Origin of the sequence: Paenibacillus sp. PvR133 (assembly GCF_017833155.1) — a bacterium.
Taxonomy (GTDB): domain Bacteria; phylum Bacillota; class Bacilli; order Paenibacillales; family Paenibacillaceae; genus Paenibacillus; species Paenibacillus polymyxa_B.
In genome coordinates, this window is record NZ_JAFIBS010000001.1 from 3,824,299 (window position 1) to 3,850,745 (window position 26,447).

Genomic DNA, 26,447 nt, shown 5'->3' on the forward strand with positions numbered 1-26,447 from the left:
GCCGGACCGCACCATGTAGCCTATGTCATCTATACCTCTGGCTCCACGGGAAAACCGAAGGGCGTGATGGTGGAGCACCATTCTGTGCTGAATCGGATTTTGTGGATGCATGATCGTTACGGCTTGAGTGCGGAAGATACGATCCTGCAAAAGACGGCCTTCACGTTCGACGTGTCGGTGTGGGAGCTGTTCTGGTGGTCGCTGGTCGGCTCAAAGGTGAGCCTGCTGTCAGTCGGCGGGGAAAAGAACCCGGAAGACATCGTCGACACGATTGCTCGCGATGGTGTGAGCACGATGCACTTTGTACCCGCCATGCTGCATGCGTTCCTGGAATATGTGGAGCAGCAGCCACGGGAAGTGATGCAAGCGAAGCTGGGTACGTTGCGCCATGTCTTTGCCAGTGGTGAAGCATTACCGCCACAGCATGTCGCACGGTTCCAACGGCTTGTGTCGAGCCTGGCTGGAGCGAAGCTGATCAACCTGTATGGTCCAACCGAAGCGACGGTGGACGTGTCGTACTTCGATTGCGAGCCGAATGAAACCTATGCGGTCATTCCAATCGGGAAACCGATTCAGAATATTCGTCTGTACATCGTGAAGGAAGGCACGGAGCAATTGCAGCCGATCGGGGTTGCAGGGGAGCTGTGCATCGGCGGTGTCGGCGTAGCACGGGGCTATCTGAACCGACCGGAGCTGACGGCCGAGAAATTCGTAGCCGATCCGTTTTCCGGTGGTGAAGCCGGGTATGAACGGATGTACCGCACAGGCGATTTGGCGAGATGGATGCCGGACGGCAACATTGAATATCTGGGCCGGATCGACCATCAGGTGAAAATCCGGGGTTACCGGATTGAGCTGGGCGAGGTCGAATCGCAGCTGCTCCAAGTGGAATCGGTACGAGAAGCCGTGGTCATGGCGCGTGCAGACGAAACGGGCCAAAAACAAATGGTGGCGTACTATGTCGCGGGGCAAGAAATGGGTGCCAGCGAGCTGAGAAGTGAGCTGGGCCGGGAGCTGCCAAGCTACATGGTGCCATCGTACTTTGTACAGCTGGAGCAGATGCCGCTGAGTCCAAATGGCAAAATCGACCGCAAGGCCCTGCCAGCACCGGAAGGCAGCCTGCAAACCGGAGCGGATTATGCTGAGCCGCGTACCGCGCAAGAACGTGCTCTGGCAGCGGTCTGGCAGTCAGTACTGGGACTACAGACTGTCGGTATTTTGGACAATTTCTTTGATCTGGGCGGCGATTCGATCAAGGCGATCCAAATCGCATCGCGTGCGTTCCAGGCCGGCTATAAGCTGGACATGAAGGATTTATTCCAGTATCCAACGGTTGCAACACTGGCACCGCATATGCACGAGGTCAGTCGTATGGCAGATCAAGGAGAAGTGAGCGGGGAAACCGCTTTGCTTCCGATCCAGCATTGGTTCTTTGCGCAGGAGCGCGAGCGTCCGCAGCACTTTAATCAGGCGGTCATGCTCTATCGTGCCGAGGGCTTTGATGAGACGGCGGTTCGCCAAGTCATGGATCACATCGTGAAGCATCATGATGCGCTTCGTACAGTTTTCCGTCAGACTTCCTCGGGTTATACGGCTTGGACACGCGGTGTAGATGAAGGCGCGTTGTATACGCTGGAAACCGCAGACTACCGTGAACAAGTAGCCTATGCGGAAGCGCTGGAAGCGAAGGCAAATGAAATCCAAAGCAGCATCGCCCTGTCCGCAGGACCTTTGGTCAAACTCGGATTGTTCCGCACAGCAGAGGGAGATCATTTGCTCATAGCCATTCACCATTTGGTGATAGACGGGGTGTCGTGGCGGATTCTGTTTGAAGATTTCTCGACTGGCTACGAACAGGCGATCAAGGGCGAGTCGGTACGATTGCCCTATAAAACGGATTCCTTCCAAACATGGGCACGGGAGTTGTCGTCTTACGCCAATCGTCCTGCGGAGGCATCGGATGAAGCCTACTGGCAGCAGCTGGAACAGGCCAAAGCGGAAGCGGCGCCGCTGCCGAAGGATTTTGCCTACGAAGGCTCCTTGAATGCAGACAGCGAAGTGCTGACGGTAGAGTGGACCGAAGCTGAAACGGAGCAACTGCTGAAGCAGGCCCATCGCGCCTATAACACCGAGGTCAATGATTTGCTGCTGACCGCGTTAGGATTGGCAATGCACAACTGGACAGGCGCGGGACAAGTGCTAGTGAACCTGGAGGGACATGGCCGGGAAGCGATCTTGCCAGAGGTGGATATAACACGTACGGTAGGCTGGTTTACAAGCCTGTACCCGGTGCTGCTGGATACAGATGTCAACCTGACGCTAGCCCAGTGGATTAAAGAAACGAAGGAAGGTCTGCGCCGGATTCCGTATAAAGGGCTGACGTATGGAACTTGGCGCTACTTGTCTCCTGCGTCCCATGCGTTTGCAGTAGAACCGGAAATCAGCTTTAACTATTTGGGACAGGTCGATCAGGATGTGCAAAACAGTGGAATCACATTGTCATCCTATAGCGCAGGGGAGACAGAGGATGCACATTCACCGTTACTTTACACGCTGGATTTGAATGCGATGATCTCGGAAGGCACGCTGCGCTTGACGATCGCTTACAGTCGTAAGCAGTATCGCAAAGAAACGCTGGAACGTGTGGCGGGACTGCTACAATCCGCTTTGCAAGAGGTGATTACACATTGTGTCGCTCAGGAACAGCCGGAGCTGACGCCGAGTGATGTGTCCTTCCAGGGTCTGACGACTGGAGAACTGGAGCACATGGCAGCGCAGGCCGCACATATAGGTGAGCTGGAAAATGTATACGCGCTGACGCCGATGCAAAAGGGCATGCTCTTTTACAATCTGATGGACTCGCAATCGGGAGCTTATTTTGAACAGGCCTCCTTTGATCTGCAAGGACATTTTAATATCGATGCGTTTGCGGCAAGTTTGGATGTATTGGTGCAGCGGCATACAGCACTGCGCACGAACTTCTACAGTGGCTGGAAGGATGAACCGCTGCAGGTCGTGTACCGCAATAAGCACAGTGAACTCTATGTGGAAGATTTGCGAGATATGGAGGAAGTGCAGCAAAACGAGTACATCCTCGAATATACGCGCAAAGACAAGCAAAGAGGCTTTGATCTGGCGCAGGATGCTTTGATGCGTGTCGCCGTTTTGCGCATAGGTGAGGATGCGTACCGTTTTGTATGGAGCTTCCATCATATCGTGATGGACGGCTGGTGCTTGTCGCTGGTGACCAATGAAGTGTTTGCAAGTTATTTTTCGATACTGGCCCATAAACAGCCGGAACTGGCCCCTGTAACGCCATACAGTCAATATATCGAATGGCTGGAGCAACAGGATCGTCAGGCCGCATCAGGTTACTGGAGCAAGGTTCTGGAAGGATATGAGGAACAGTCCCGCCTGCCACAGGCTAAAATTCAGGGCAAAACGGGGTATCAGGCGGATCGTCTGGATTTTGACTTGGGCGCGGAGCTAACGGCAGGCATTCAGCGCGTAGCCAAGCGTTATCAGGTAACGATCAATACGTTGATGCAGACGGTGTGGGGCCTTTTGCTGCAAAAATATAATGGCACAGATGATGTGGTGTTTGGCAGCGTGGTATCTGGACGTCCGGCAGACATTCCAAATGTGGAGCACATCATTGGTCTGTTTATCAATACCATTCCTGTACGCATCCGCAGTCAAGTGGACAGCTTATTCTCAGACGTGATGAAGCACACCCAAGAGCAATCCATTGCTTCCCATGCCTATGATACGTACCCGCTGTATGAAATTCAGGGATTGTCGGAGCTTAAGCAGGATTTGATCAATCATATTCTTATTTTTGAGAACTATCCGGTAGAGGAACAATTGGAGCAATTAGGCAACGGTGATGAGTCCAGCTTCAGCATCACAGGAGCTGAGTCTGTCGAGCAGACCAACTATGACTTTAACCTGGTGGTACTGCCAGGGAACACCATTCACATGAGCTTCGGTTATAATGCACTGGCCTTTGAACGGGAAAGTGTAGAGCAAATTCGAGGTCATCTGGTACAGCTGCTGGAACAGGTGACAGCGAAGCCGGACATTCGCGTACATGAGCTGGATATGGTAACCGCGCAGGAGCGTGAGCAAATCGTCGAGGTTTGGGGCAATACAACGGTAGCCTATCCAAACGAGCAAACGATTCATGGCTTGTTCGAGGCGCAAACCGCGCGGACGCCGGAGCAGACAGCCCTGTTCTTCGAAGGAGAGCAGTTGACCTATCGTGAACTGAATGCACGCGCCAATCGACTAGCTCGTACCTTGCGTAACCAAGGCGTGACGAAGGATCGTTTGGTGGGTCTGATGACCGAGCGCTCGGTGGACATGATCGTAGGTATCTTCGGGATTTTGAAGGCCGGGGGTGCATATGTCCCCATCGATCCGACGTATCCAGAAGAGCGTATCCGCTACATGCTGGACGACTCGGGTGCGAAGCTGCTGTTGACGCAAAGCCATCTGGTGGACAAAGCAGCTATCGACGGTCACGTGCTGGTGCTAGATGGGGAGCAAACGGTGTATCACGAGGATGATTCCAATTTGGAGCCGTGGTCCGGTCCGAATGATTTGGCGTATGTGATTTATACGTCGGGTACAACGGGGCAGCCGAAGGGTGTAATGCTCGAGCATCATGGGCTATGCAATCTGAAAACGTATTTTGATCAGACGCTTCGGATGAGCACGTCGGATCATGCGTTGCTGTTCGCCAGCTATTCGTTTGATGCGGCTTGCTGGGAAATCTTCCAAGCGCTGTTCTGTGGAGCCACGTTGTATGTGCCAACGTCAGAAACGATTTTGAACTACGAGCGGTTTGAGCAATATATGGCGGATCATCAAATTACCGTGGCCGCTTTGCCGCCGACCTATGCGGTGTATCTGGAGCCAGAACGGATGCCAAACCTGCGTATTCTGTTCACTGCGGGTTCTGCATCTTCAACAGAATTAGTGTACAAGTGGAAGGATCAGGTGGCGTACTACAATGGCTACGGTCCAACAGAAAACTCGGTGGCGACGTCCATCTGGCCGGTATCCGAGGATGAGAGAGCCGGACAGCTGATTTCTATCGGACGCCCTGTGCCGAATCACCGGGTATACATGGTGGATGTGCATGGACATTTGGCTCCGGTGGGCGTAGCGGGTGAGCTGTGCGTGTCCGGTCCGGGTCTGGCTCGGGGTTATCTGGATCGTCCAGAGCTGACGGCTGAGAAATTTGTATCGAATCCGTTTGCAGCTGGCGAAGCGGGCTATGAACGGATGTACCGTACGGGTGACTTGGCGAGATGGATGCCAGACGGCAACATCGAATATTTGGGCCGGATCGACCATCAGGTGAAAATCCGGGGCTACCGGATCGAGCTGGGTGAGGTCGAGGCACAAATTTTGAAAGTGGAGGACGTACAAGAGGTCATCGTACTGGCCCAGGCAGACGAGCAGGGGCAAAACCAACTGGTGGCGTACTATGTCGCTGAACAAGATGTAAGCGCGGGTGAGCTACGCAGTTTACTGGGTGAGGAGTTGCCAAACTACATGGTGCCTTCGTATTTCATCCAGCTGGAGCAGATGCCGCTGACGCCGAACGGTAAAATCGACCGCAAGGCCCTGCCAGCACCAGAAGGCAGCCTGCAAAGCGGAGCGGACTATGTAGAGCCGCGCACAGCGCTGGAGCAGACGTTGGTTTCCATTTGGCAGACCGTGTTGGGGACGAAGAGAGTCGGGATTTTGGATAATTTCTTTGATCTGGGCGGCGATTCAATCAAGGCAATCCAGGTATCTTCCCGTTTGCTGCAAGCGGGCTATAAGCTGGACATGAAGGATTTGTTCCAATATCCTTCTGTCTCGTTGCTGAGTGGTTATGTACACAAGGTCAGCCGTACAGCCGATCAGCGGGTGGTTTCGGAGGCAGTTAGATTGACCCCAATACAGCAATGGTTCTTTGGACAATCCTCAGCAGAGCCGCATTATTTCAACCAGTCGGTGATGCTGTATAGAGCAGAAAGGTTCGATATAGATGCATTGCATCAAACGGTGACCAAGGTAACGGAGCACCATGATGCGCTACGTATAGTCTTCCGTCAGACCGAACAGGGCTATGAAGCGTGGAATCGCGGTTTGAACGAAGGTCAGCTGTACAGTCTGGACGTTGTGGATTTGACGGATGTGCAAAACATTACAGATGTTGCAGCAGCCATTGAAATGAAAGCCAATGCCATCCAAAGCTCCATTCGTCTGGACGAAGGACCGCTGGTGAAGCTGGGACTTTTCCGCTGCATGGATGGGGATCATTTACTGATTGCCATTCACCATTTGGTGGTAGACAGCATTTCATGGCGGATTGTGTTTGAGGATTTTGCCACGGGATATGAGCAGGCGGTTCGTGGAGAAGCCATTCGTTTGCCATATAAAACGGACTCGTTCTCCACTTGGGCAGAGCGCTTATCACAATATGCGAATAGTCCGGCCATCGAAGACGAACGCGAATACTGGCACCGTCTTGCCCAAACGGAAGTCGCATCGTTGCCTAAGGATCATGAGAGAGCAGAGGGACAACATTCTCTAATCAGAGACACTGCGACGGTGAGCGTAGCTTGGAGCGAGCAGGAAACACGACTGCTGCTGCAGGAAGCACATCGTGCGTACCACACGGAGGTCAATGATCTGCTGTTAACCGCACTCGGCACAGCATTATATAACTGGAGCGGTCAGGAGCGCGTGCTGGTCAATCTGGAGGGACATGGCCGGGAAGCCATTGTTCCAGATATCGACATCACCCGTACCGTGGGCTGGTTTACAAGCCAATATCCGGTGCTGCTGGGTGTGGACGGAAAGGCAGAAGTAGGGCAGCGAATCAAGCGGGTGAAGGAAGACCTGCGCCATGTACCGCATAAGGGCATTGGCTACGGCATTTTGAAATATATGTCTCAGGATGATGCCCATCATTCCCTTGCCTTGCAGCCTGAAATTAGCTTTAACTATTTGGGACAATTTGATCAGGACTTGGAAAATGGGGATATCGTTCTGTCTTCACATCCAGGTGGAGAGCCGATGAGTGATCATACCGTACTGGAGCATCCTTTGAATGTGAACGGAATGATTACGGCGGGCGCGCTGACACTGGAAATTCGCTATGACAGTAAGGTATATCATCAGCAAAATGTAGAAAACTTTGCGCAGTTGCTGCAGGAAAGCTTGCAGGAAGTGATCGCTCATTGTGCCTCCAAAGAGCGGAGTGAGCTAACACCAAGCGATGTATTGTTCAAAGGCTTGACACTGGAGCAACTGGAGCAATTGACGGAGCAAACAGCTTCTGTGGGCGAGCTGGAAAATGTATATGCTCTCTCGCCAATGCAGAAGGGGATGCATTTCCATAGCTTGATGGAGCCGGAGTCAGGCGCCTACTTCCAGCAAGCGTCGTTTGATCAACAAGGGAGCTTTGATGTAGCTGTGTTCCGCAAGAGTCTGGATGTACTGACACAGCGTCATGAAGCGCTGCGGACGAATTTCCATATGTTTGAGACAGGGCACAGTCAGGAGCCATTGCAGATCGTGTTCCGTCACAAAGATAGCGACCTTTCCTTCCAGGATGTACGCGGCATGCGGGAAGCGGAGCAACAGGCGTATATCCAGGCGTTTAAGCTGGAGGACCAAGCTAGAGGCTTTAATCTCGGTACCGATGCACTCATGCGTGTACAGGTATTGCAGACCCATGAAGAAACGTATCATTTGGTATGGAGCTTCCATCACATTGTCATGGATGGCTGGTGCTTATCGCTCGTTACGGGTGAAGTGTTTGGTACGTACTTTGCGCTGCTGGAGCAGAAGCAGCCGGAGCTCGCTCCTATCACACCGTATGGCCAATATATCGAATGGCTGGGACGTCAGGATGAACGTGCGGCAAAAGAATACTGGAGCAGCTATTTGGCGGGCTTTGAACAGCAAACGTTGTTGCCGGGTGCAGATGCTTTATGGAAGGAGCCAACGCCGGACAGCAAGGAAAAAGAAAAGGAACATGTTCCATCCACTACAACAAGCGACACCAGCAAATATATCTCTGAAAAAATAACGGTAGATCTGGATCCAACATGGAGCGAAGCCATACACCGGATTGCGAAGCAGCAGCAGGTCACGATTAATACGCTGATGCAGAGCGTGTGGGGCCTTATTTTGCAGAAATATAACAACAATGAGGATGTTATTTTCGGTAGTGTCGTATCTGGACGTCCAACAGATATTGCCGGCGTAGAGCATATGATCGGTTTGTTCATTAATACGATCCCGGTGCGGATTCAAAGTGAACGGAATGCCACTTTTGTGGAAGTGATGCGGAAAACGCAGGAACAGGCACTGACCTCGGGAACCTATGACAGCTTCCCTCTGTATGAGATTCAGGCGCTGACGGAGCAGAAGCAAAATCTAATTAACCACATTATGGTATTTGAGAATTATCCGGTAGAGGAGCAAGTTGAGCAGCTTGGCGAAGTTCGTCCGTCTGCTTTTGAAATTACGAATGTAGAGGTTGTCGAGCAAACGAATTATGATCTGGACTTGATTGTGATGCCCGATGAGCTTTTCCGCATCATGTTCAGATATAACGCCAATGTATACGATCGGTCTACGATAGAGCGGATGCAGGGACATGTACTGCATGTCATCGAGCAAATTATCGACAATCCGCATATCCGAGTAAATGAGCTGGAATTGGTGACACCGGAAGAGCAGGCGCAGATCGTTCAGATGTGGGGAGATACGGCGGCAGCCTATCCGCAGGATCAAACGCTAAGTGCACTGTTCGAGCAGCAGGTAGCGAACACACCGGAGCAGGTGGCGGTGTTGTGCGGAGCGGAGTCGTTGACCTACGCGGAGCTGAATGAGCGAGCCAACCGTCTCGCACGCACCTTGCGTGCGGAAGGTGTTGAACCGGATCAGCCTGTAGGCATACTGGTTCACCGTTCGCTGGACATGATCGTAGGCATCTACGCGATCCTCAAAGCAGGCGGAGCTTACGTGCCCATCGATCCAGACTATCCAGCGGATCGTATCCGCTTTATGCTGGAGGACTCGGAAGCGAAGTTGGTACTGACGCAATCGCATCTGGCGGAGCAAGCATCACTGAGTTTCGACGGCAAGGTGCTGTTGCTGGATCGCGAGGACATTTACCACGAAGATGGCTCGAATTTGGAGCCACTGGCCGGACCGCACCATGTAGCCTATGTCATCTATACCTCTGGATCCACGGGGAAACCGAAGGGCGTGATGGTGGAGCACCATTCCGTTTTGAACCGGATTTTGTGGATGCATGATCGTTATGGCTTGAGTGCGGAAGATACGATTCTGCAAAAGACGGCCATCACGTTCGACGTGTCGGTGTGGGAGCTGTTCTGGTGGTCGCTGGTCGGCTCGAAGGTGAGCTTGCTGTCGGTCGGCGGGGAAAAGAACCCGGAAGACATCGTCGACACGATTGCTCGCGATGGCGTGAGTACGATGCACTTTGTACCTGCCATGCTGCATGCGTTCCTGGAATATGTGGAGCAGCAGCCACGGGAAGTGATACAGGCGAAGCTGGGAACGCTGCGCCACGTTTTTGCCAGTGGCGAAGCATTACCGCCACAGCATGTCGCACGGTTCCAACAGCTTGTGTCGAGCCTGGGCGGAGCAAAGCTAATCAACCTGTATGGGCCAACCGAAGCGACGGTGGACGTATCGTACTTTGATTGTGAACCGGATGAGGAATATGGAGTTATTCCGATCGGAAAACCGATTCAAAACATTCGTCTGTACATCGTGAAGGAAGGCACGGAGCAATTGCAGCCGATCGGGGTTGCGGGTGAGCTGTGCATTGGCGGTGTCGGCGTAGCCCGAGGTTATCTGAACCGTCCAGAACTGACGGCCGAGAAATTTGTGAAAGATCCGTTTGCTGGCGGGGAAGCAGGCTATGAGCGGATGTACCGCACAGGCGATTTGGCGAGATGGATGCCGGACGGCAACATTGAATATCTGGGCCGGATCGACCATCAAGTCAAAATCCGGGGCTACCGGATTGAACTGGGCGAGGTCGAAACGCAGCTGCTCCAAGTGGAATCGGTACGCGAAGCCGTAGTCACGGCTCGCGCGGATGAAACGGGACAAAAACAAATGGTGGCGTACTATGTCGCCGGACAAGAAATGGGTGCCAGCGAGCTGAGAAGTGAGCTGGGCCGGGAGCTGCCAAGCTACATGGTGCCATCGTACTTTGTACAGCTGGAGCAAATGCCGCTGAGTCCAAATGGCAAAATTGACCGCAAGGCCCTGCCAGCACCGGAAGGCAGCCTGCAAAGCGGAGCCGATTATGTCGCACCGCGGACGTGGGTGGAAGTGAAGCTGGCACACATTTGGCAGGATGTGCTGGGCCTCACGCAGGTCGGTGTGAAGGAAAACTTCTTCGAGATTGGCGGACACTCGCTGCGGGCGACGACACTGGCCTCGAAGATTCACAAGGAGCTGAACAAGCCACTTCCACTGCGCAGTATTTTTGAAGCACCAACCATTGAACAGTTGGCAACGGTGTTAGAAAGTCTGGATCAAGTAACATACGCGTCCATTCCGGTAACGGAAGAACGCAGCTTCTACCCGTTATCTTCGGCGCAAAAACGACTGTATGTATTGCATCAGTTCGACCCGAATGATGTGAACTACAACATGCCGTCGGTGCTGCAAGTGAGCGGCCCGCTGGATGTGAAACGAGTAGAAGATGTGTTCCGTCAATTGATCGATCGCCATGCAACCTTGCGTACCCGCTTTGAGCTAGTGGACAATGAGCCGATGCAATGGGTTGAGGACACCGTGCCGTTCAAGGTGGAATATACGAAGGTACAGGCAGAGCGTTCGACTTCGGATACAGATCAAGACACAGCTACAGATTTGGATACAGCTATGTACACGACGATCAACCAGGAAGCACAAGAACGGGTTCGGCAGTTTGTCCGTCCGTTTGATCTGCAAGCTGCACCGCTGCTGCGGGTAGGCTTGGTGGACTTGGACGTACAAGGAGCAGAGCAAGAACAACAGCATCTGCTCATGCTCGACATGCACCATATCGTTTCGGATGGTGTGTCGATGGAGGTACTGACCGATGAATTTGTCCGCTTGTATGGCGGTGAAGAGCTATCGCCATTGCGGATTCAGTACAAAGACTATGCGGTATGGCAGCAAAGCAAAGCCCATCAGGAGTGGATGCAGCGTCAGGAAGCGTACTGGCTCGACACCTTCCGGGGCGGAGTGCCTGTGCTGGATCTGTCAACCGACTTTGCCCGCCCGGCGGTGCAGAGTACGGCAGGAGATACGATCGAATTTGCACTGGAGCGTGAAGTTAGCGAACGCCTGAAAGAACTGGCTTCGCAAACCGGCGCAACCTTGTATATGGTGCTGCTGGCGGCGTACACTACGCTCTTGCATAAATACACAGGCCAAGAAGATATCGTAGTGGGAACGCCGATTGCCGGAAGACCGCATACGGAACTGGAGAGCCTGGTAGGTGTCTTCATCAACACGCTGGCAATCCGCAATTATCCGTCTGGCGACCAATCGTTCCTGGATTATCTGCAAGAGGTGAAGGAGCATGCGCTCAGTGCTTATGAGCATCAGGACTATCCTTTTGAAGAGCTGGTTGAAAAGCTGAATTTGACGCGGGATACGAGCCGAAATGCGCTGTTTGACACGATGTTTGAGTTGAAAACATTGGAGCAACAGGAGTTCCAGCTGGAAGGTCTGACCTTACATTCATATCCGCTGGAAAATAATACGGCCAAATTTGATCTGAGCTTGGATGCAATAGAGCAGCCAGAAGGTATTCTGTGCAGTCTGGAATACAGCACGGCGCTGTACAAGCCTGAGACTATTGCGCGATTGGCGCAGCATTTTACCGAACTCGTACGTGCAATTACACTGCATCCACAACAGCCACTGGCAGCTTTGGAGATGGTACCTGCCGAGGAAAAAGCACAAATCATCCATGGATTTGGAAATGTGGGGGTATCGGATGTTGCTGCTGTTGAAGCAGAAGCCTTATTCCATACCTTTGTGGAAGAACAGGCACAGCTTGTGCCGGATCACGTGGCGGTGGTGTACGAGGAGCAGCAGCTTACGTACCGGAAACTGAACGAGCGTGCGAACCAATTGGCGCGTAGATTGCGGAATGAAGGCATTGGACGCGAGTCGATTGTTGGCATTTTGAGTGAACGTTCGGTCGACATGCTGGTCGGCGTATTGGCCGTGTGGAAAGCTGGAGGCGCCTATGTGCCGCTGGATGCAGACTATCCGTCCGAACGTATTCGTTTCATGTTAGAAGACAGCGGTGCCACGGTACTGTTGACCCAAACAGGCTTGCAGGACCGTGCGCAGGTCTGGCTGGAGGAAAGTAAGGTCTCATCGGAACAAGTAAGCGGACTACATTTGCAGACGTTGCTGGCGCTGGATGATGAGTCGCTGTACATCGGTGATACTACCGATATCGAAGCTATTAATGAACCGCAGGATCTGGCGTATGTGATCTACACGTCCGGGACAACAGGACGTCCGAAGGGCGTCATGATCGAACATCACAGCTTGGTCAATACGGCTGCGGCGTATCGTCGGGATTACCGTCTGAGCGAGTTCCCGGTACGACTGCTGCAGCTGGCGAGCTTCTCCTTCGACGTCTTCGTCGGGGATATCGCGCGGACGCTCTATAACGGTGGCACGATGGTTATTTGTCCGAAAGACGACCGGATTGATTTTAGCCGTTTGTATGGCTGGATTCGCGATTACCAGATTACAGTGTTCGAATCGACCCCGGCCCTGATCGTACCGTTTATGCAGCATGTGTATGAACAGGGGCTAGACATGAGCAGTCTGGAACTGCTGATTACCAGCTCGGATAGCTGCAGTGTGACGGATTATCGGGTGCTGCAAGAACGATTTGGCGCAGATATCCGCATTATGAACAGCTACGGCGTCACAGAAGCGGCAATCGACTCTAGCTTCTATGATGAAGAGCTGTCGAAGCTACCAAGCAGTGGCAATGTACCGATTGGTCAGGCGTGGCTGAACGCACGCTTCTACATCGTGGACAGCCAGCTGAATCCGGTACCGATCGGCGTACTGGGCGAGCTGTGCATTGGCGGAGCTGGAGTGGCACGAGGCTACCTGAATCGTGCGGACTTGTCGGCCGAGAAATTCGTAGCGAATCCGTATGTAGCGGGTGAACGATTGTACCGCACAGGTGACCTGGCACGGTGGATGCCGGACGGCAATGTGGACTTTATCGGCCGGATGGATGATCAGGTCAAAATCCGGGGCTTCCGGATTGAACTGGGCGAGGTGGAAGCGCAGCTGTTGACCGTGGAAGGCATTCAGAAAGCCATCGTCACCGCCTGGGAAAACGAAGACGGAGACAAGGATTTGTGTGCGTATATCGTAGCCTCTGAGGCGCTGAATTTGCCCGAGCTGCGTAACATGCTGCAGCCCAAGCTACCGGGTTATATGATCCCGACGTATGTCGTACAACTGGATCATTTCCCGCTGACACCAAACGGGAAAATTGACCGCAAAGCGTTGCCTGCGCCGGAAGCGCGCCTCGAAGGAGGCACGGCGTATGTGGCACCGCGGACACTGCTGGAAGAGCTACTGGTACGTATTTGGCAAAGTGTTCTGAATCATCCGCAGATCGGTATTAAGGACCATTTCTTTGAAGTGGGAGGACATTCTCTGCGCGCCACAACACTGATGGCGAAAATCCATCAGGAGCTGAATTACAAGCTGGCCCTGCGAGATATTTTCCAATATCCGACGATTGAGCAGCTGGTGCAGGTGATGGGAGAAGATCAGACGCAGCAAACGTATGTATCCATCCCTGTGGCGGAGGAGCGTGCATATTATCCCGTTTCCTCGGCGCAAAAACGGATGTACGTGCTGAGTCACCTGGAAGGCGGAGAGGTTAGCTACAATATGCCGGGCGCTTTGATTATTGAAGGTTCCTTGGATAAAACGCGACTGGAGCAAGCCTTCCGCCAGCTGATTGCCCGTCATGAAGCCCTGCGAACCCGATTCGACATGGTGGATGGCGAGGTGATTCAACGGATTGAATCGGGCGTCGCATTCAACGTGGAGCATGTGCAGGCAAGCGAAGAAGAGACCCAGCAGTACGCACAGGACTTTGTACGTGCATTTGATCTCGCACAAGCACCGTTGCTGCGGGTTCAGTTGGTGGAAACCGGACCGGAGCGTCACGTCATGCTCTATGACATGCATCATATTATTTCGGATGGTGTCACTGAAGGAATCATCGTGCAGGAGTTCTCTCAATTGTATGAAGGCAAGGAACTGCCGTCCCTGCGCATCCAGTACAAGGACTATGCCGTTTGGCAGCATGCCGATATGCAAAGTGAACGTCTTCGTGAGCAGGAAAGCTACTGGCTGAACACGATGGCTGGTGACATTCCGGCGCTGGATATGCCAACGGATTTTGCAAGACCTGCCGTACAGCGTCTAGAAGGAGCTCGATTGGAATTTGCGATCAGCCTGGAGGACAGCGAGCAGTTGAAACAGCTGGCCGCGCAAACCGGCTCTACCTTGTACATGGTGTTGCTGGCCGCGTATAGCACGCTCTTGCATAAATATTCAGGGCAGGAGGACATCATCGTCGGCACGCCGATTGCCGGAAGACCGCATGCGGAACTGGAGGGCTTGGTAGGCGTATTCCTCAACACGCTGGCGATCCGCAATTATCCGTCTGGCGACAAAACGTTCCTGGATTACTTGCAAGAGGTGAAAGAGCATGCGCTCAGTGCTTATGAACATCAGGAGTATCCTTTTGAAGAACTGGTTGAAAAGCTGAATTTAACGCGGGATACGAGCCGGAATGCGCTGTTTGACACGATGTTTGAGTTGAAAACATTTGAGCAGCAGGAGTTCGAACTGGAGGGTCTGACCTTTAAGACGTATCCGACGGACAATAACACGGCCAAATTTGATCTGACCTTGGATGCAGTGGAGCAGCCGGAAGGCATTCTGTGCAGTCTGGAATACAGCACGGCGCTGTACAAGCCTGAAACCATCGCGCGATTGGCACAACATTTTACTGAGCTTGTTCGTGCAATTACACTGCATCCGCAGCAGCCACTGGCAGCTTTGGATATGGTAACCGTCGAGGAGAAGGCACAAATCATCTACGGTTTTGGAGATGTGGGAGTATCGGATGTTGCTGCTGTTGAAGCAGGAGCCTTGTTCCATACCTATGTGGAAGAACAAGCGCAGCTTGTACCGGATCACGTGGCGGTGGTGTACGAGGAGCAGCAGCTTACGTACCGCACACTGAACGAGCGTGCGAACCAATTGGCGCGCAGACTGCGAAATGAAGGTATTGGCCGCGAGTCGATTGTCGGCATTTTGAGTGAACGTTCGGTCGACATGCTGGTCGGCGTATTGGCCGTGTGGAAAGCTGGAGGCGCCTATGTGCCGCTGGATGCGGACTATCCGTCCGAACGTATTCGTTTCATGCTGGAGGACAGTGGTGCGACGGTGCTGTTGACCCAAACGGGCTTGCAGGAGCGTGCACAGGTCTGGCTGGATGAAAGCCGACAGGCCTCGACCGGAGGGCAGTCTGAAGGCGAGTTGGAAACAGCGGCTGGCGCTGAAACGATGGAATCAGGTACTCTCCATGGAAATCTGAATGGAACAGCAGATTCGCCATCTAATAGCGAAGCAGCATCCGAATCCGTAGCGAACTTGCGTCTGCATACCGTGCTGGCGCTGGACGATGAGTCGCTGTATACCGGAGACACCACCGATATCGAGCATATCAACGAACCGCAGGATCTGGCGTACGTGATCTACACCTCCGGTACAACGGGACGTCCGAAGGGCGTCATGATTGAGCATCGCAGCTTGGTGAATACGGCTGCGGCCTATCGCCGGGATTACCGTCTGAACCAGTTCCCGGTACGACTGCTACAACTGGCGAGCTTCTCCTTCGACGTGTTCGTCGGCGATATTGCGCGGACGCTCTATAACGGCGGCACGATGGTCATCTGTCCGAAGGACGACCGGATTGATCCAAGCCGTCTGTATGGCTGGATTCGCGATTACCAGATTACGGTATTCGAATCGACCCCGGCCCTGATTGTACCGTTTATGCAGCATGTGCATGAACACGGGCTGGACATGAGCAGTCTGGAACTGCTGATCACCAGCTCGGATAGCTGCAGCGTGACGGATTACCGGGTGCTGCAAGAACGATTTGGCGCAGATATTCGCATTATGAACAGCTACGGCGTCACGGAAGCAGCGATTGACTCTAGCTTCTATGATGAAGAGCTGTCGAAGCTGCCAAGCAGCGGCAGTGTACCGATTGGCCAAGCGTGGCTGAACGCGCGCTTCTACATCGTGGACAGCCAGCTGAATCCGGTGCCGATCGGTGTACTGGGTGAGCTGTGTATTGGCGGAGCTGGGGTAGCACGGGGCTACCTGAACCGTGCAGACCTGACGGCCGAGAAATTTGTAGCGAACCCGTACGTACCGGGTGAACGATTGTACCGCACAGGCGACTTGGCGCGGTGGATGCCGGACGGCAATGTGGACTTTATCGGCCGGATGGACTATCAAGTGAAAATCCGGGGCTACCGGATCGAGCTGGGTGAGATTGAAACGGCGATCCAGCGGGTGCCGGGTGTGCGTCAAGCGGTAGTCATCGACCGGACGGATGAGCGTGGACACAAGTATTTGTGCGGATACATCACAGGAGAAGCAGAGCTGCGGATTGAGGAGGTACAGGCCGAGCTGGAAGCCGGACTGCCAGCACATATGGTACCTGCACGCTTGATGCGTCTGGAGACCTTGCCACTGACCCACAATGGCAAAATCGACCGCAAGGCCTTGCCGGAACCGGAAGGAAGCATCCATACCGGTGCAGCCTATGTGGCACCGCGTACCACGGTGGAACAAGTATTGGCTGCGGTATGGGCCGGGGTGCTCGGTGTGGAAGCGGTAGGCACGCAGGATAACTTCTTCGAACTGGGTGGCGATTCGATCAAGGCGCTGCAAGTATCATCCCGATTGCTGCAGGCAGGTTATCGACTGGAGATGAAAGACCTGTTCAGTCATCCAACCGTGTCTGCATTGGCACTGAAAGTCCAAACGGTGACCAGATTGGCGGATCAGAGCGAAGTGGTGGGCGCTGTGAAGCTGACACCCGTTCAACAATGGTTTTTTGAGCAGAACCTGACGGATGCTCATCATCATAACCAGTCCATTATGCTGCATAGCAAGGACGGTTTTGATGAAACGGCCCTGCGCACAGCGATGGATCACGTCGTGAGCCATCACGACGCACTGCGTATCATTTTCCGTCCTACGGAGTACGGATATGAAGCTTGGAACCGTGCGGTTGGGGAGGGCGAGCTGTATACGCTGGATCGGGCCGACTTCAGAAATGAGTCTGAGGTATCTGCGGCGATCGAGGCCAAAGTAAATGAAATTCAGGCGGGTATTCATGTAAGCGAAGGACCGCTGGTGAAGCTGGGGCTGTTCCATTGCCCGGATGGAGATCATTTGCTGATGGCGATTCATCACTTAGTGGTGGATACCGTATCTTGGCGTATTTTGTTCGAGGATATTACGACAGCCTATGAGCAGGCATTGAACGGACAAGCGGCTCGTCTTCCGCACAAAACGGATTCGTTCCGCACCTGGGCTGATGGGCAGTCTCAATATGCGAACAGTCCGGCCATGGCAGCAGAACTCGCATTCTGGCAGGAAATTGAACAGGGAATGTATGAGCCGCTTCCAAAAGACGAATCCCATTCTCATTCCTTGAATAGGGACAGCGAGAACATTACGGTCACGTGGACAGCTCAGGAAACGGAGCAGCTGTTAAAACAGGCGCATCGTGCCTACAACACGGAGATGAATGATTTGCTGCTTACCGCATTGGGACTGACGATTTATCGCTGGGCGGGCCTGGAACGAGTGCTCGTGAGCCTGGAAGGTCATGGACGGGAGTCCATTTTGCCAGAACTGGATATTACGCGCACCGTGGGCTGGTTTACGACTCAATTCCCGGTTGTGCTGGATATGAGCGTGGGGCAAGACCTTTCACAACGCATCAAACATGTGAAAGAAGGACTACGCCGCATTCCGCAAAAGGGCATTGGCTACGGGATGTTGAGATACCTGTCCGCAGCACGTGAGCAAGAGCGTTTTGTAACCGAACCTGAAATCAGCTTTAACTATTTGGGACAATTTGACCAAGATATGCAAAATCAATCCATTGGCGTATCTCCTTACACTAGTGGTGCAGAGCTTAGCGCCCATGCAGCTAGAACGCACACGCTGGATATGAACGGACTGATTTCCGAAGGCGAGCTGCAATTGACGATCAGCTACAGCAAGCAGGAATATCGCCATGAAACGATGGAGCAGCTAGCTGAAGCGTTTAGAATCAGTTTGCAGGAAATCATTACGCATTGCACAAGCCGCAAACAGCAAGAGCTGACGCCAAGCGATGTCATGCTTAACAATGTAACCATGGCCGAGCTGGATCAGTTGGTAGAGCGGACTCGTGACATGGGGGAACTGGAAAATGTATATGCGCTGACACCGATGCAAAAAGGCATGTTGTTCCATAGTCTGATGGATGCAGAGTCAGGTGCTTATTTTGAACAAACGACCTTTGATTTGCACGGACGCTTCCAAGCGGATATTTTCCAAGATAGCTTGAATCATTTGGCGCAGCGGCATGAGATATTTAGAGCCAATTTCATCAGCGGCTGGCAGGATGAGCCTGTGCAGGTTATTTTCCGCCGCAAGGATGTTGGTTTTAGATGTGAAGATTTGCGTTATCTGAATGAGCAGGAACGTGACGCGTATGTGCAGGAATTTATTCGCAAGGACAAGGCAGCCGGATTTGATTTGTCCCGGGATGCGTTGATGCGCGTGGCGATTTTACGAACAGGTGACGAGGATTATTATTTTGTGTGGAGCTCTCATCACATCTTGATGGATGGCTGGTGTGTGGCGTTAGTCACGGATGAGGTGTTTGAGGCTTATTTTGCAGCCGTGGAGCATAGAGAGCCGAAGCTTGCCCCCGTTACTCCATATAGTCAGTATATTGAGTGGCTTGAAGCACAGGATGTAGGGGCTGCAGCTTCCTATTGGAAGGATTATTTGCTCGGCTATGATCAGCAAACTTCGATTCCGACCGGAAAAGTAGGCGTGAAAGCGGACGGTGCACAATTTGAGCATATCCTGTGCGATCTGGGCAAGGACTTGACCGGACGTATGGAAATGGTGGCCAAGCAGCACCACGTGACCCCGAATACATTGCTGCAAACAGCTTGGGGCTTGCTGCTCCAAAAGTACAACGGTAGTGACGACGCTGTTTTTGGCGGTGTAGTGTCTGGTCGTCCAGCGGATATTCCGGGGATCGAAAATATGGTGGGCTTGTTCATTAACACCATTCCAATACGGATCCGCAGCGGGGCTGAGGACACCTTTGCCGATATGATCAGAACGAATCAGAAGCAGGCGCTGACTTCTCAAGATTATGAAACGTATCCGCTGTATGAAATTCAAGCCTTGAGCGAGCAAAAGCAAGATCTGATCAACCACATTATCGTGTTTGAAAACTATCCGGTGGAGGAGCAGGTCGAGCAACTTGGTGAAGGTGCAGAGTCGGATTTTGAAATTCGCAATGCGGGCATGATTGAACAAACCAACTATGATTTCAATCTGGTCGTTATGCCGCAGGAAGCGATGAAAATCCGATTTGAATACAATGCGAAGTTATATGATTGTGAAGCCGTTGAACGGACTCAGGGCCATCTGATACAGCTGTTGGAGCAGGTGGTGGCGAAGCCGGACATTCGAGTGCAGGAGCTAGATATGGTAAGTGAGCAGGAGCGCGAGCAAATTCTCAGCGTATGGGGAAATACAGCTGCTGAGTATCCAAGCGAGCAAACGATCCATGGCTTGTTCGAGACACAAACGGCACAGACACCGGAGCAGGCAGCTTTGTTCTTCGAAGGAGAGCAGTTGACCTATCGCGAGCTGAATGAACGTGCGAATCGTCTGGCTCGTACCTTGCGTAGTCAAGGCGTGACGAAGGATCGACTGGTGGGTCTGATGACCGAGCGTTCGGTGGACATGATCGTAGGTATCTTCGGGATTTTGAAGGCCGGTGGCGCGTATGTCCCCATCGATCCGACGTATCCAGAGGAGCGTATCCGCTACATGCTAGACGACTCGGGTGCGAAGCTGTTGTTGACGCAAAGCCATCTGGTGGACAAAGCAGCTATTGACGGTCACGTGCTGGTGCTAGATGGGGAGCAAACGGTGTATCACGAGGATGATTCCAATTTGGAGCCGTGGTCTGGTCCGAATGATTTGGCGTATGTGATTTATACGTCGGGTACAACGGGGCAGCCGAAGGGTGTAATGCTCGAGCATCACGGGCTATGCAATCTGAAAACGTATTTTGATCAGACGCTTCGGATGAGCACGTCGGATCATGCGTTGCTGTTCGCCAGCTATTCGTTTGATGCGGCCTGCTGGGAAATCTTCCAAGCGCTGTTCTGTGGAGCCACGTTGTATGTGCCAACGTCAGAGACGATTCTGAACTACGAGCGGTTTGAGCAATATATGGCGGATCACCAAATCACCGTGGCCGCTTTGCCGCCAACCTATGCGGTGTATCTGGAGCCGGGACGGATGCCAAACCTGCGTATTCTGTTCACTGCGGGTTCTGCATCTTCAACAGAATTGGTGTACAAGTGGAAGGATCAGGTGGCGTACTACAACGGCTACGGTCCAACCGAAAACTCGGTGGCGACGTCCATCTGGCCGGTATCCGAGGATGAGAGAGCCGGACAGCTGATTTCTATCGGACGCCCTGTGCCGAATCATCGGGTATACATGGTGGATGTGCATGGACATTTGGCTCCGGTGGGCGTAGCGGGTGAACTGTGCGTGTCCGGTCCGGGTCTGGCTCGGGGTTATCTAGATCGTCCAGAGCTGACGGCTGAGAAATTTGTATCGAATCCGTTTGCGGCTGGCGAAGCGGGCTATGAAAGGATGTACCGTACAGGTGACTTGGCGAGATGGATGCCGGACGGCAACATCGAATATTTGGGCCGGATCGACCATCAGGTGAAAATCCGGGGCTACCGGATCGAGCTGGGTGAGGTCGAGGCACAAATTTTGAAAGTGGAGGACGTACAAGAGGTCATCGTACTGGCACAAGCGGACGAACAGGGGCAAAACCAACTGGTGGCGTACTATGTTGCTGAACGGGAAGTGAGCACTGGTGAGCTGCGCAGCTTACTGAGCGAGGAGCTTCCAAACTACATGGTGCCTTCGTATTTGGTGCAGCTGGAGCAGATGCCGTTGACACCGAACGGTAAAATCGACCGCAAGGCACTGCCAACACCGGAAGGCAGCCTGCAAAGCGGAGCGGATTATGTAGCACCGCGGACATGGGTGGAAGTGAAGCTGGCGCAAATTTGGCAGGATGTGCTGGGTCTGGCACAGGTCGGTGTGAAGGAAAACTTCTTCGAGATTGGCGGACACTCGCTGCGGGCGACGACGCTGGCCTCGAAAATTCACAAGGAGCTGAACAAGCCGCTTCCACTACGCAGTATTTTTGAAGCGCCAACGATTGAACAACTGGCAGCGGTCATGGAAGGTCTGGATCAAGTGGCGTATGCGTCCATTCCGGTGACGGAAGAACGCAGCTCCTACCCGCTTTCCTCGGCGCAAAAACGACTGTATGTGCTGCATCAGTTCGACCCGAATGATGTGAACTACAACATGCCGTCAGTGCTGCAAGTGAGTGGCCCGCTAGACGTGAAGCGAGTGGAGGACGTGTTCCGTCAACTGATCGCCCGTCATGCAACGTTGCGTACCCACTTTGAACTGGTGGACAGTGAGCCGGTGCAATGGATTGAGGACACCGTGCCGTTCGAGGTGGAATATACGAAGGTACAGGTAGAGGGTGCGACTGCGGACACAAGGGTCAGCCAGGAAGCACAGGAACGTGTGCAACAGTTTGTACGTCCGTTCGATCTGCAAGTCGCTCCGCTGCTGCGGGTAGGCTTGGTAGATTTGGGTGTACAAGAAACCGAGCAGGAACCGCAGCATTTGCTCATGCTCGATATGCACCATATCGTCTCGGATGGTGTGTCCATGGGAGTACTTACCGATGAATTTGTCCGCTTATACGACGGTGAAGAGCTTTCGCCAATGCGTATACAGTACAAGGATTATGCGGTATGGCAGCAAAGCGAAGCCCATCAAGAGTGGATGTTGCGTCAGGAAGCGTACTGGCTGGACACCTTCCGGGGTGAGCTGCCAGTGCTGGATGTACCTACGGACTTTGCCCGTCCGGCGGTACGAAGTACCGCAGGCGATACGGTGGTGTTTGGACTGGAACGTGAAGTCAGCGAACGGCTGAAAGAACTGGCGGCGCACACAGGCTCGACGCTGTATATGGTGCTGCTGGCAGCGTACACCGCGCTCTTGCATCAATACAGCGGGCAAGAGGACATTGTAGTCGGCACGCCGATTGCCGGACGACCGCATGCAGATTTGGAACCGATCCTCGGGATGTTCGTCGGTACGTTGGCATTGCGAAACTATCCGACAGCGGAACATACCTTCCGCAGCTACGTGGAAGAAGTGAAAGTTTGTGCTCTGCAAGCCTATGAACATCAGGACTACCCATTTGAGGAACTGGTGGAAAAGCTGAACGTGAAGCGGGATATGAGCCGCCATCCGCTGTTTGATACGATGTTTACCCTGCAAACCACCGAGGAAGGCGAACTGCAACTGGCAGATTTGAGCTTCCGTCCATATGGCTTGGAACAAACGCCAGCGAAGTTTGATTTGACGCTGGAAGCCAGAGAGGAAGAGGCAGGTATCCAGTTCGGATTGCAGTATGCAACTGCGTTGTACGAGCGCGAAACGGTAGAACGGATGACGCGTCACTTTGTTCGCTTGGCCGAAGCCGTCGCGGCGAACCCGGATGCGAAGTTGGGTGAGCTGGAGTTGATTACGGCAGAAGAAACCGAGCAGATTCTGAAGGTGTTCAATGATCCGAATGCGCACAGCCTGCTTGGAGCATTACAAGGCCGTTCGCTCAGCGAACGCTTTGAAGAGCAAGCGAAGCGCAACCCTGAGCGGATAGCAGTTGTGTCTGGGGCCACCGCGCTGACCTACACTGAGCTGAATGAGCGTGCGAACCAATTGGCTCGTGTGTTACGAGCGGAAGGGGTCGAAGCAGATCAACCGGTTGGCGTATTGCTGGAACGTTCTGCGGATATTCTGGTGAGCATTCTGGGGGTACTTAAGGCCGGAGGCGCATATGTACCAATGGATACGGTGTATCCACAGGAGCGCATCGACTACATGCTCCAAGACAGTGGGGCCAAGGTCGTGATTACAAGCAGAGTCGCCAACCTGTCGCTCAGCTTGCCATCCACAGTTCGAGCTGTAGTCTTGGATGACGAGGAAGTTCAAGCTCAGTTGGGAGCACAGGATGCGGGCAATCTGATCCCTGTCGCCGGCCCGCACAACCTGGCCTATATGATTTACACGTCAGGTACCACCGGTCAGCCGAAAGGGGTCATGATCGAGCAGGGCAGTGTTAGCAATCTGGTAGATGCTTTATTGGAACGAGTATACAGCCGTTATGAACAGCCGCTTCATGTCGCATGGCTTTCGGCGTTTGTATTTGACGCTTCAGTGAAGCAAATCTTTGCCAGCTTGCTGTTAGGCCACACCCTGCATGTGGTGTCCCGTGACGTCAGTCTGAGCGGAGAGCATTTGATCGCCTACTACCGCACGCACCGGATTGATCTGTCGGACGGCACACCTGCGCATCTGCATATTTTGAACGAAAGTATCAGTGTGACGGAAGCGCCGGAAGTGAAGCATTACCTAATCGGTGGCGAAGCATTATCCGTGCAGCTGGTAAATGTGTTCCTGCACAAGTGGTCTGGGTATCGTCCAGTCATTACGAACGTGTATGGCCCGACCGAAACGACGGTAGATGCGACCGCTTATACGATTGAAGATGTGGAGTCCCTGAACGTACTGCTGGAAAAAGGGGAGCATACGGTATCCATCGGAACGCCGATAGCGAACCAGTCGGTGTACATCCTGAACAGCCAGCAACAGCTGGTACCGATCGGTATCGCAGGTGAGCTTTATATCGGAGGTGCAGGCGTGGGACGAGGGTACCTGAACCTGCCGGAGCTGAAGGCAGAGAAGTTCGTCCTGAATCCGTTCGCTGATGCGGCAGCAGCCGATCAAGCGGACAGCATTCACGCAAACCGGATGTACCGGACGGGTGACTTGGCACGGTGGTTGCCAGACGGCAGTATTGAGTATTTGGGCCGGATCGACCACCAGGTGAAAATCCGGGGCTACCGGATCGAGCTGGGCGAGGTGGAAGCGCAGCTGCTGACCGTGGACGGCATTCAGAAAGCCGTGGTCACAGCATGGGAAAACGAAGACGGACACAAGGACCTGTGTGCCTATATCATAGCTTCAGAGTCCCTGAGTTTGCCGGAGCTGCGCAATGCGCTGCAGCCGAAGCTGCCGGATTACATGATCCCGACGTATGTGGTACAACTGGATCGTTTCCCGCTGACACCGAACGGGAAAATCGACCGCAAGGCGTTGCCGGCACCGGAAGCACGCCTCGAAGGAGGCCTGGAGTACGTTGCACCGCGGACACCGCTGGAAACCAAGCTAGCCCAAATCTGGCAGGATGTCTTGAAGCTGTCCAGCGTAGGAGTCACCGACTCATTCTTTGACGTGGGTGGACACTCCCTGCGGGCAACGACGCTGGTGGCCAAAATCCATCAGGAACTGGACAGTCGGATTACACTGCGTGAGGTGTTCCAACACTTCACGATTGAGCAGCAAGCCCAGCTCATCGCAACGCACGGTACAGACACCTATACTGTGATCCCTGCGGCGGCGCAACAGGCGTACTACCCGGTTTCCTCGGCTCAAAAACGACTGTACATTTTGAGCCATCTGGAAGGTGGGGATCTCAGCTACAATATGCCGGGTGTATTAACCGTGGAGGGACCGCTTCAGGCCGATCGGCTGGAGGATGCGTTCCGTCAGTTAATAGCCCGTCATGAAACGTTGCGGACTTCCTTTGAAATGCTGGAAGGCGAGGTCGTTCAGCGGATTTACGATCAAGCGGAGTTTGCAGTAGAGCACCTGCAGGCCAGAGAGTCCGAAGCCGAAGCCTATATCGAGTCCTTTGTACGCAGCTTTGATCTTCGCCAGGCACCACTGCTGCGTGTCCGTCTTATTCAAACCGGACCAGAGCGCCATCTCCTGATGTACGACATGCACCATATTATTTCAGACGGTGTATCGTCTAACAATATCGTGCAGGAGCTGGTACAACTGTACGAAGGGCAGGAATTGGAGCCGCTGCAAATTCAGTACAAGGACTATGCCGTATGGCAGCAGCAGGAGACGCAGCGTGAGTCATACCGACGCCGGGAACACTTCTGGCTGGAGCATTTAGCTGGAGAATTACCGGTACTGGATTTGCCAATTGCTTATCCTAGACCTGCTGTTCGCAGCTTCGAGGGTGCGATGTATGAATTTACAGTGGACGCGAATGTATCTGAGCAACTGCGCCGAATTGCGGCACAGACCGGAAGTACGATGTACATGGTGCTATTGAGTGCCTACACCGTTCTGCTGTCCAAATACAGCGGTCAGGACGATTTGATCATCGGTACGCCGGTAGCAGGCCGCTTGTTGCCTGAACTGGAGCCACTGATCGGAATGTTCGTCAACACGCTAGCCATCCGGCATCAGCCGAAGGGCAACCAAACGTTCCACAGCTACTTGCTGGAAGCCAGAGATCGTACGCTGCAAGCCTTCGAGCATCAGGATTATCCACTGGAAGAGTTAGTGGAAAAGCTGGATATAGCACGGGATGCAAGCCGTAACCCGTTATTCGACACTATGTTTGTACTGCAAAATACGGAGTCACAGGAAGCGCAGCTTGAAACGCTGTCCTTCAGCCCGTATGTTCAAGAGCATCGTATCTCCAAATTTGATTTGACCTTGTCCATGAGTGATGAAGATGGGGAAATCAAGGGTTCCTTTGAATATTGCACGAAGCTGTTTGGAGCCGACGCTATTGAGAGATTAACCAGAGATTTGATAGCGATCCTGTCCCAGATTGGAACCGACCCAGATTTGCTGTTAAGCGATATTCAGGTGAACACGGACGAGCAGCCAGAAGGCTTCTCGCCGGATTCCATCGACTTTGTTTTCTAAATCCGTTTTCTAAGATGCAATGATTTCACTTTGCGTGTGCAGAGGGCGGCGGCTTATCCGACTGCCCTTGCCTGCAAAGTATTATTTTTTCG

Annotated in this window: 1 protein-coding gene (running past one end of the window); it reads left to right on the forward strand. The window is 53.2% G+C overall.

From position 1 onward, the window contains the following. Window positions 1–26,355 carry the 3' portion of a non-ribosomal peptide synthase/polyketide synthase gene (locus tag JOE49_RS16955; protein ID WP_209942036.1) on the forward strand. Its footprint begins 15,903 nt before the window's first position, so the window shows 26,355 of its 42,258 coding nt (coding positions 15,904–42,258); its start codon lies off the left edge, out of view; the stop codon is at window positions 26,353–26,355. The last annotated feature ends 92 nt before the right edge of the window (window positions 26,356–26,447 follow it).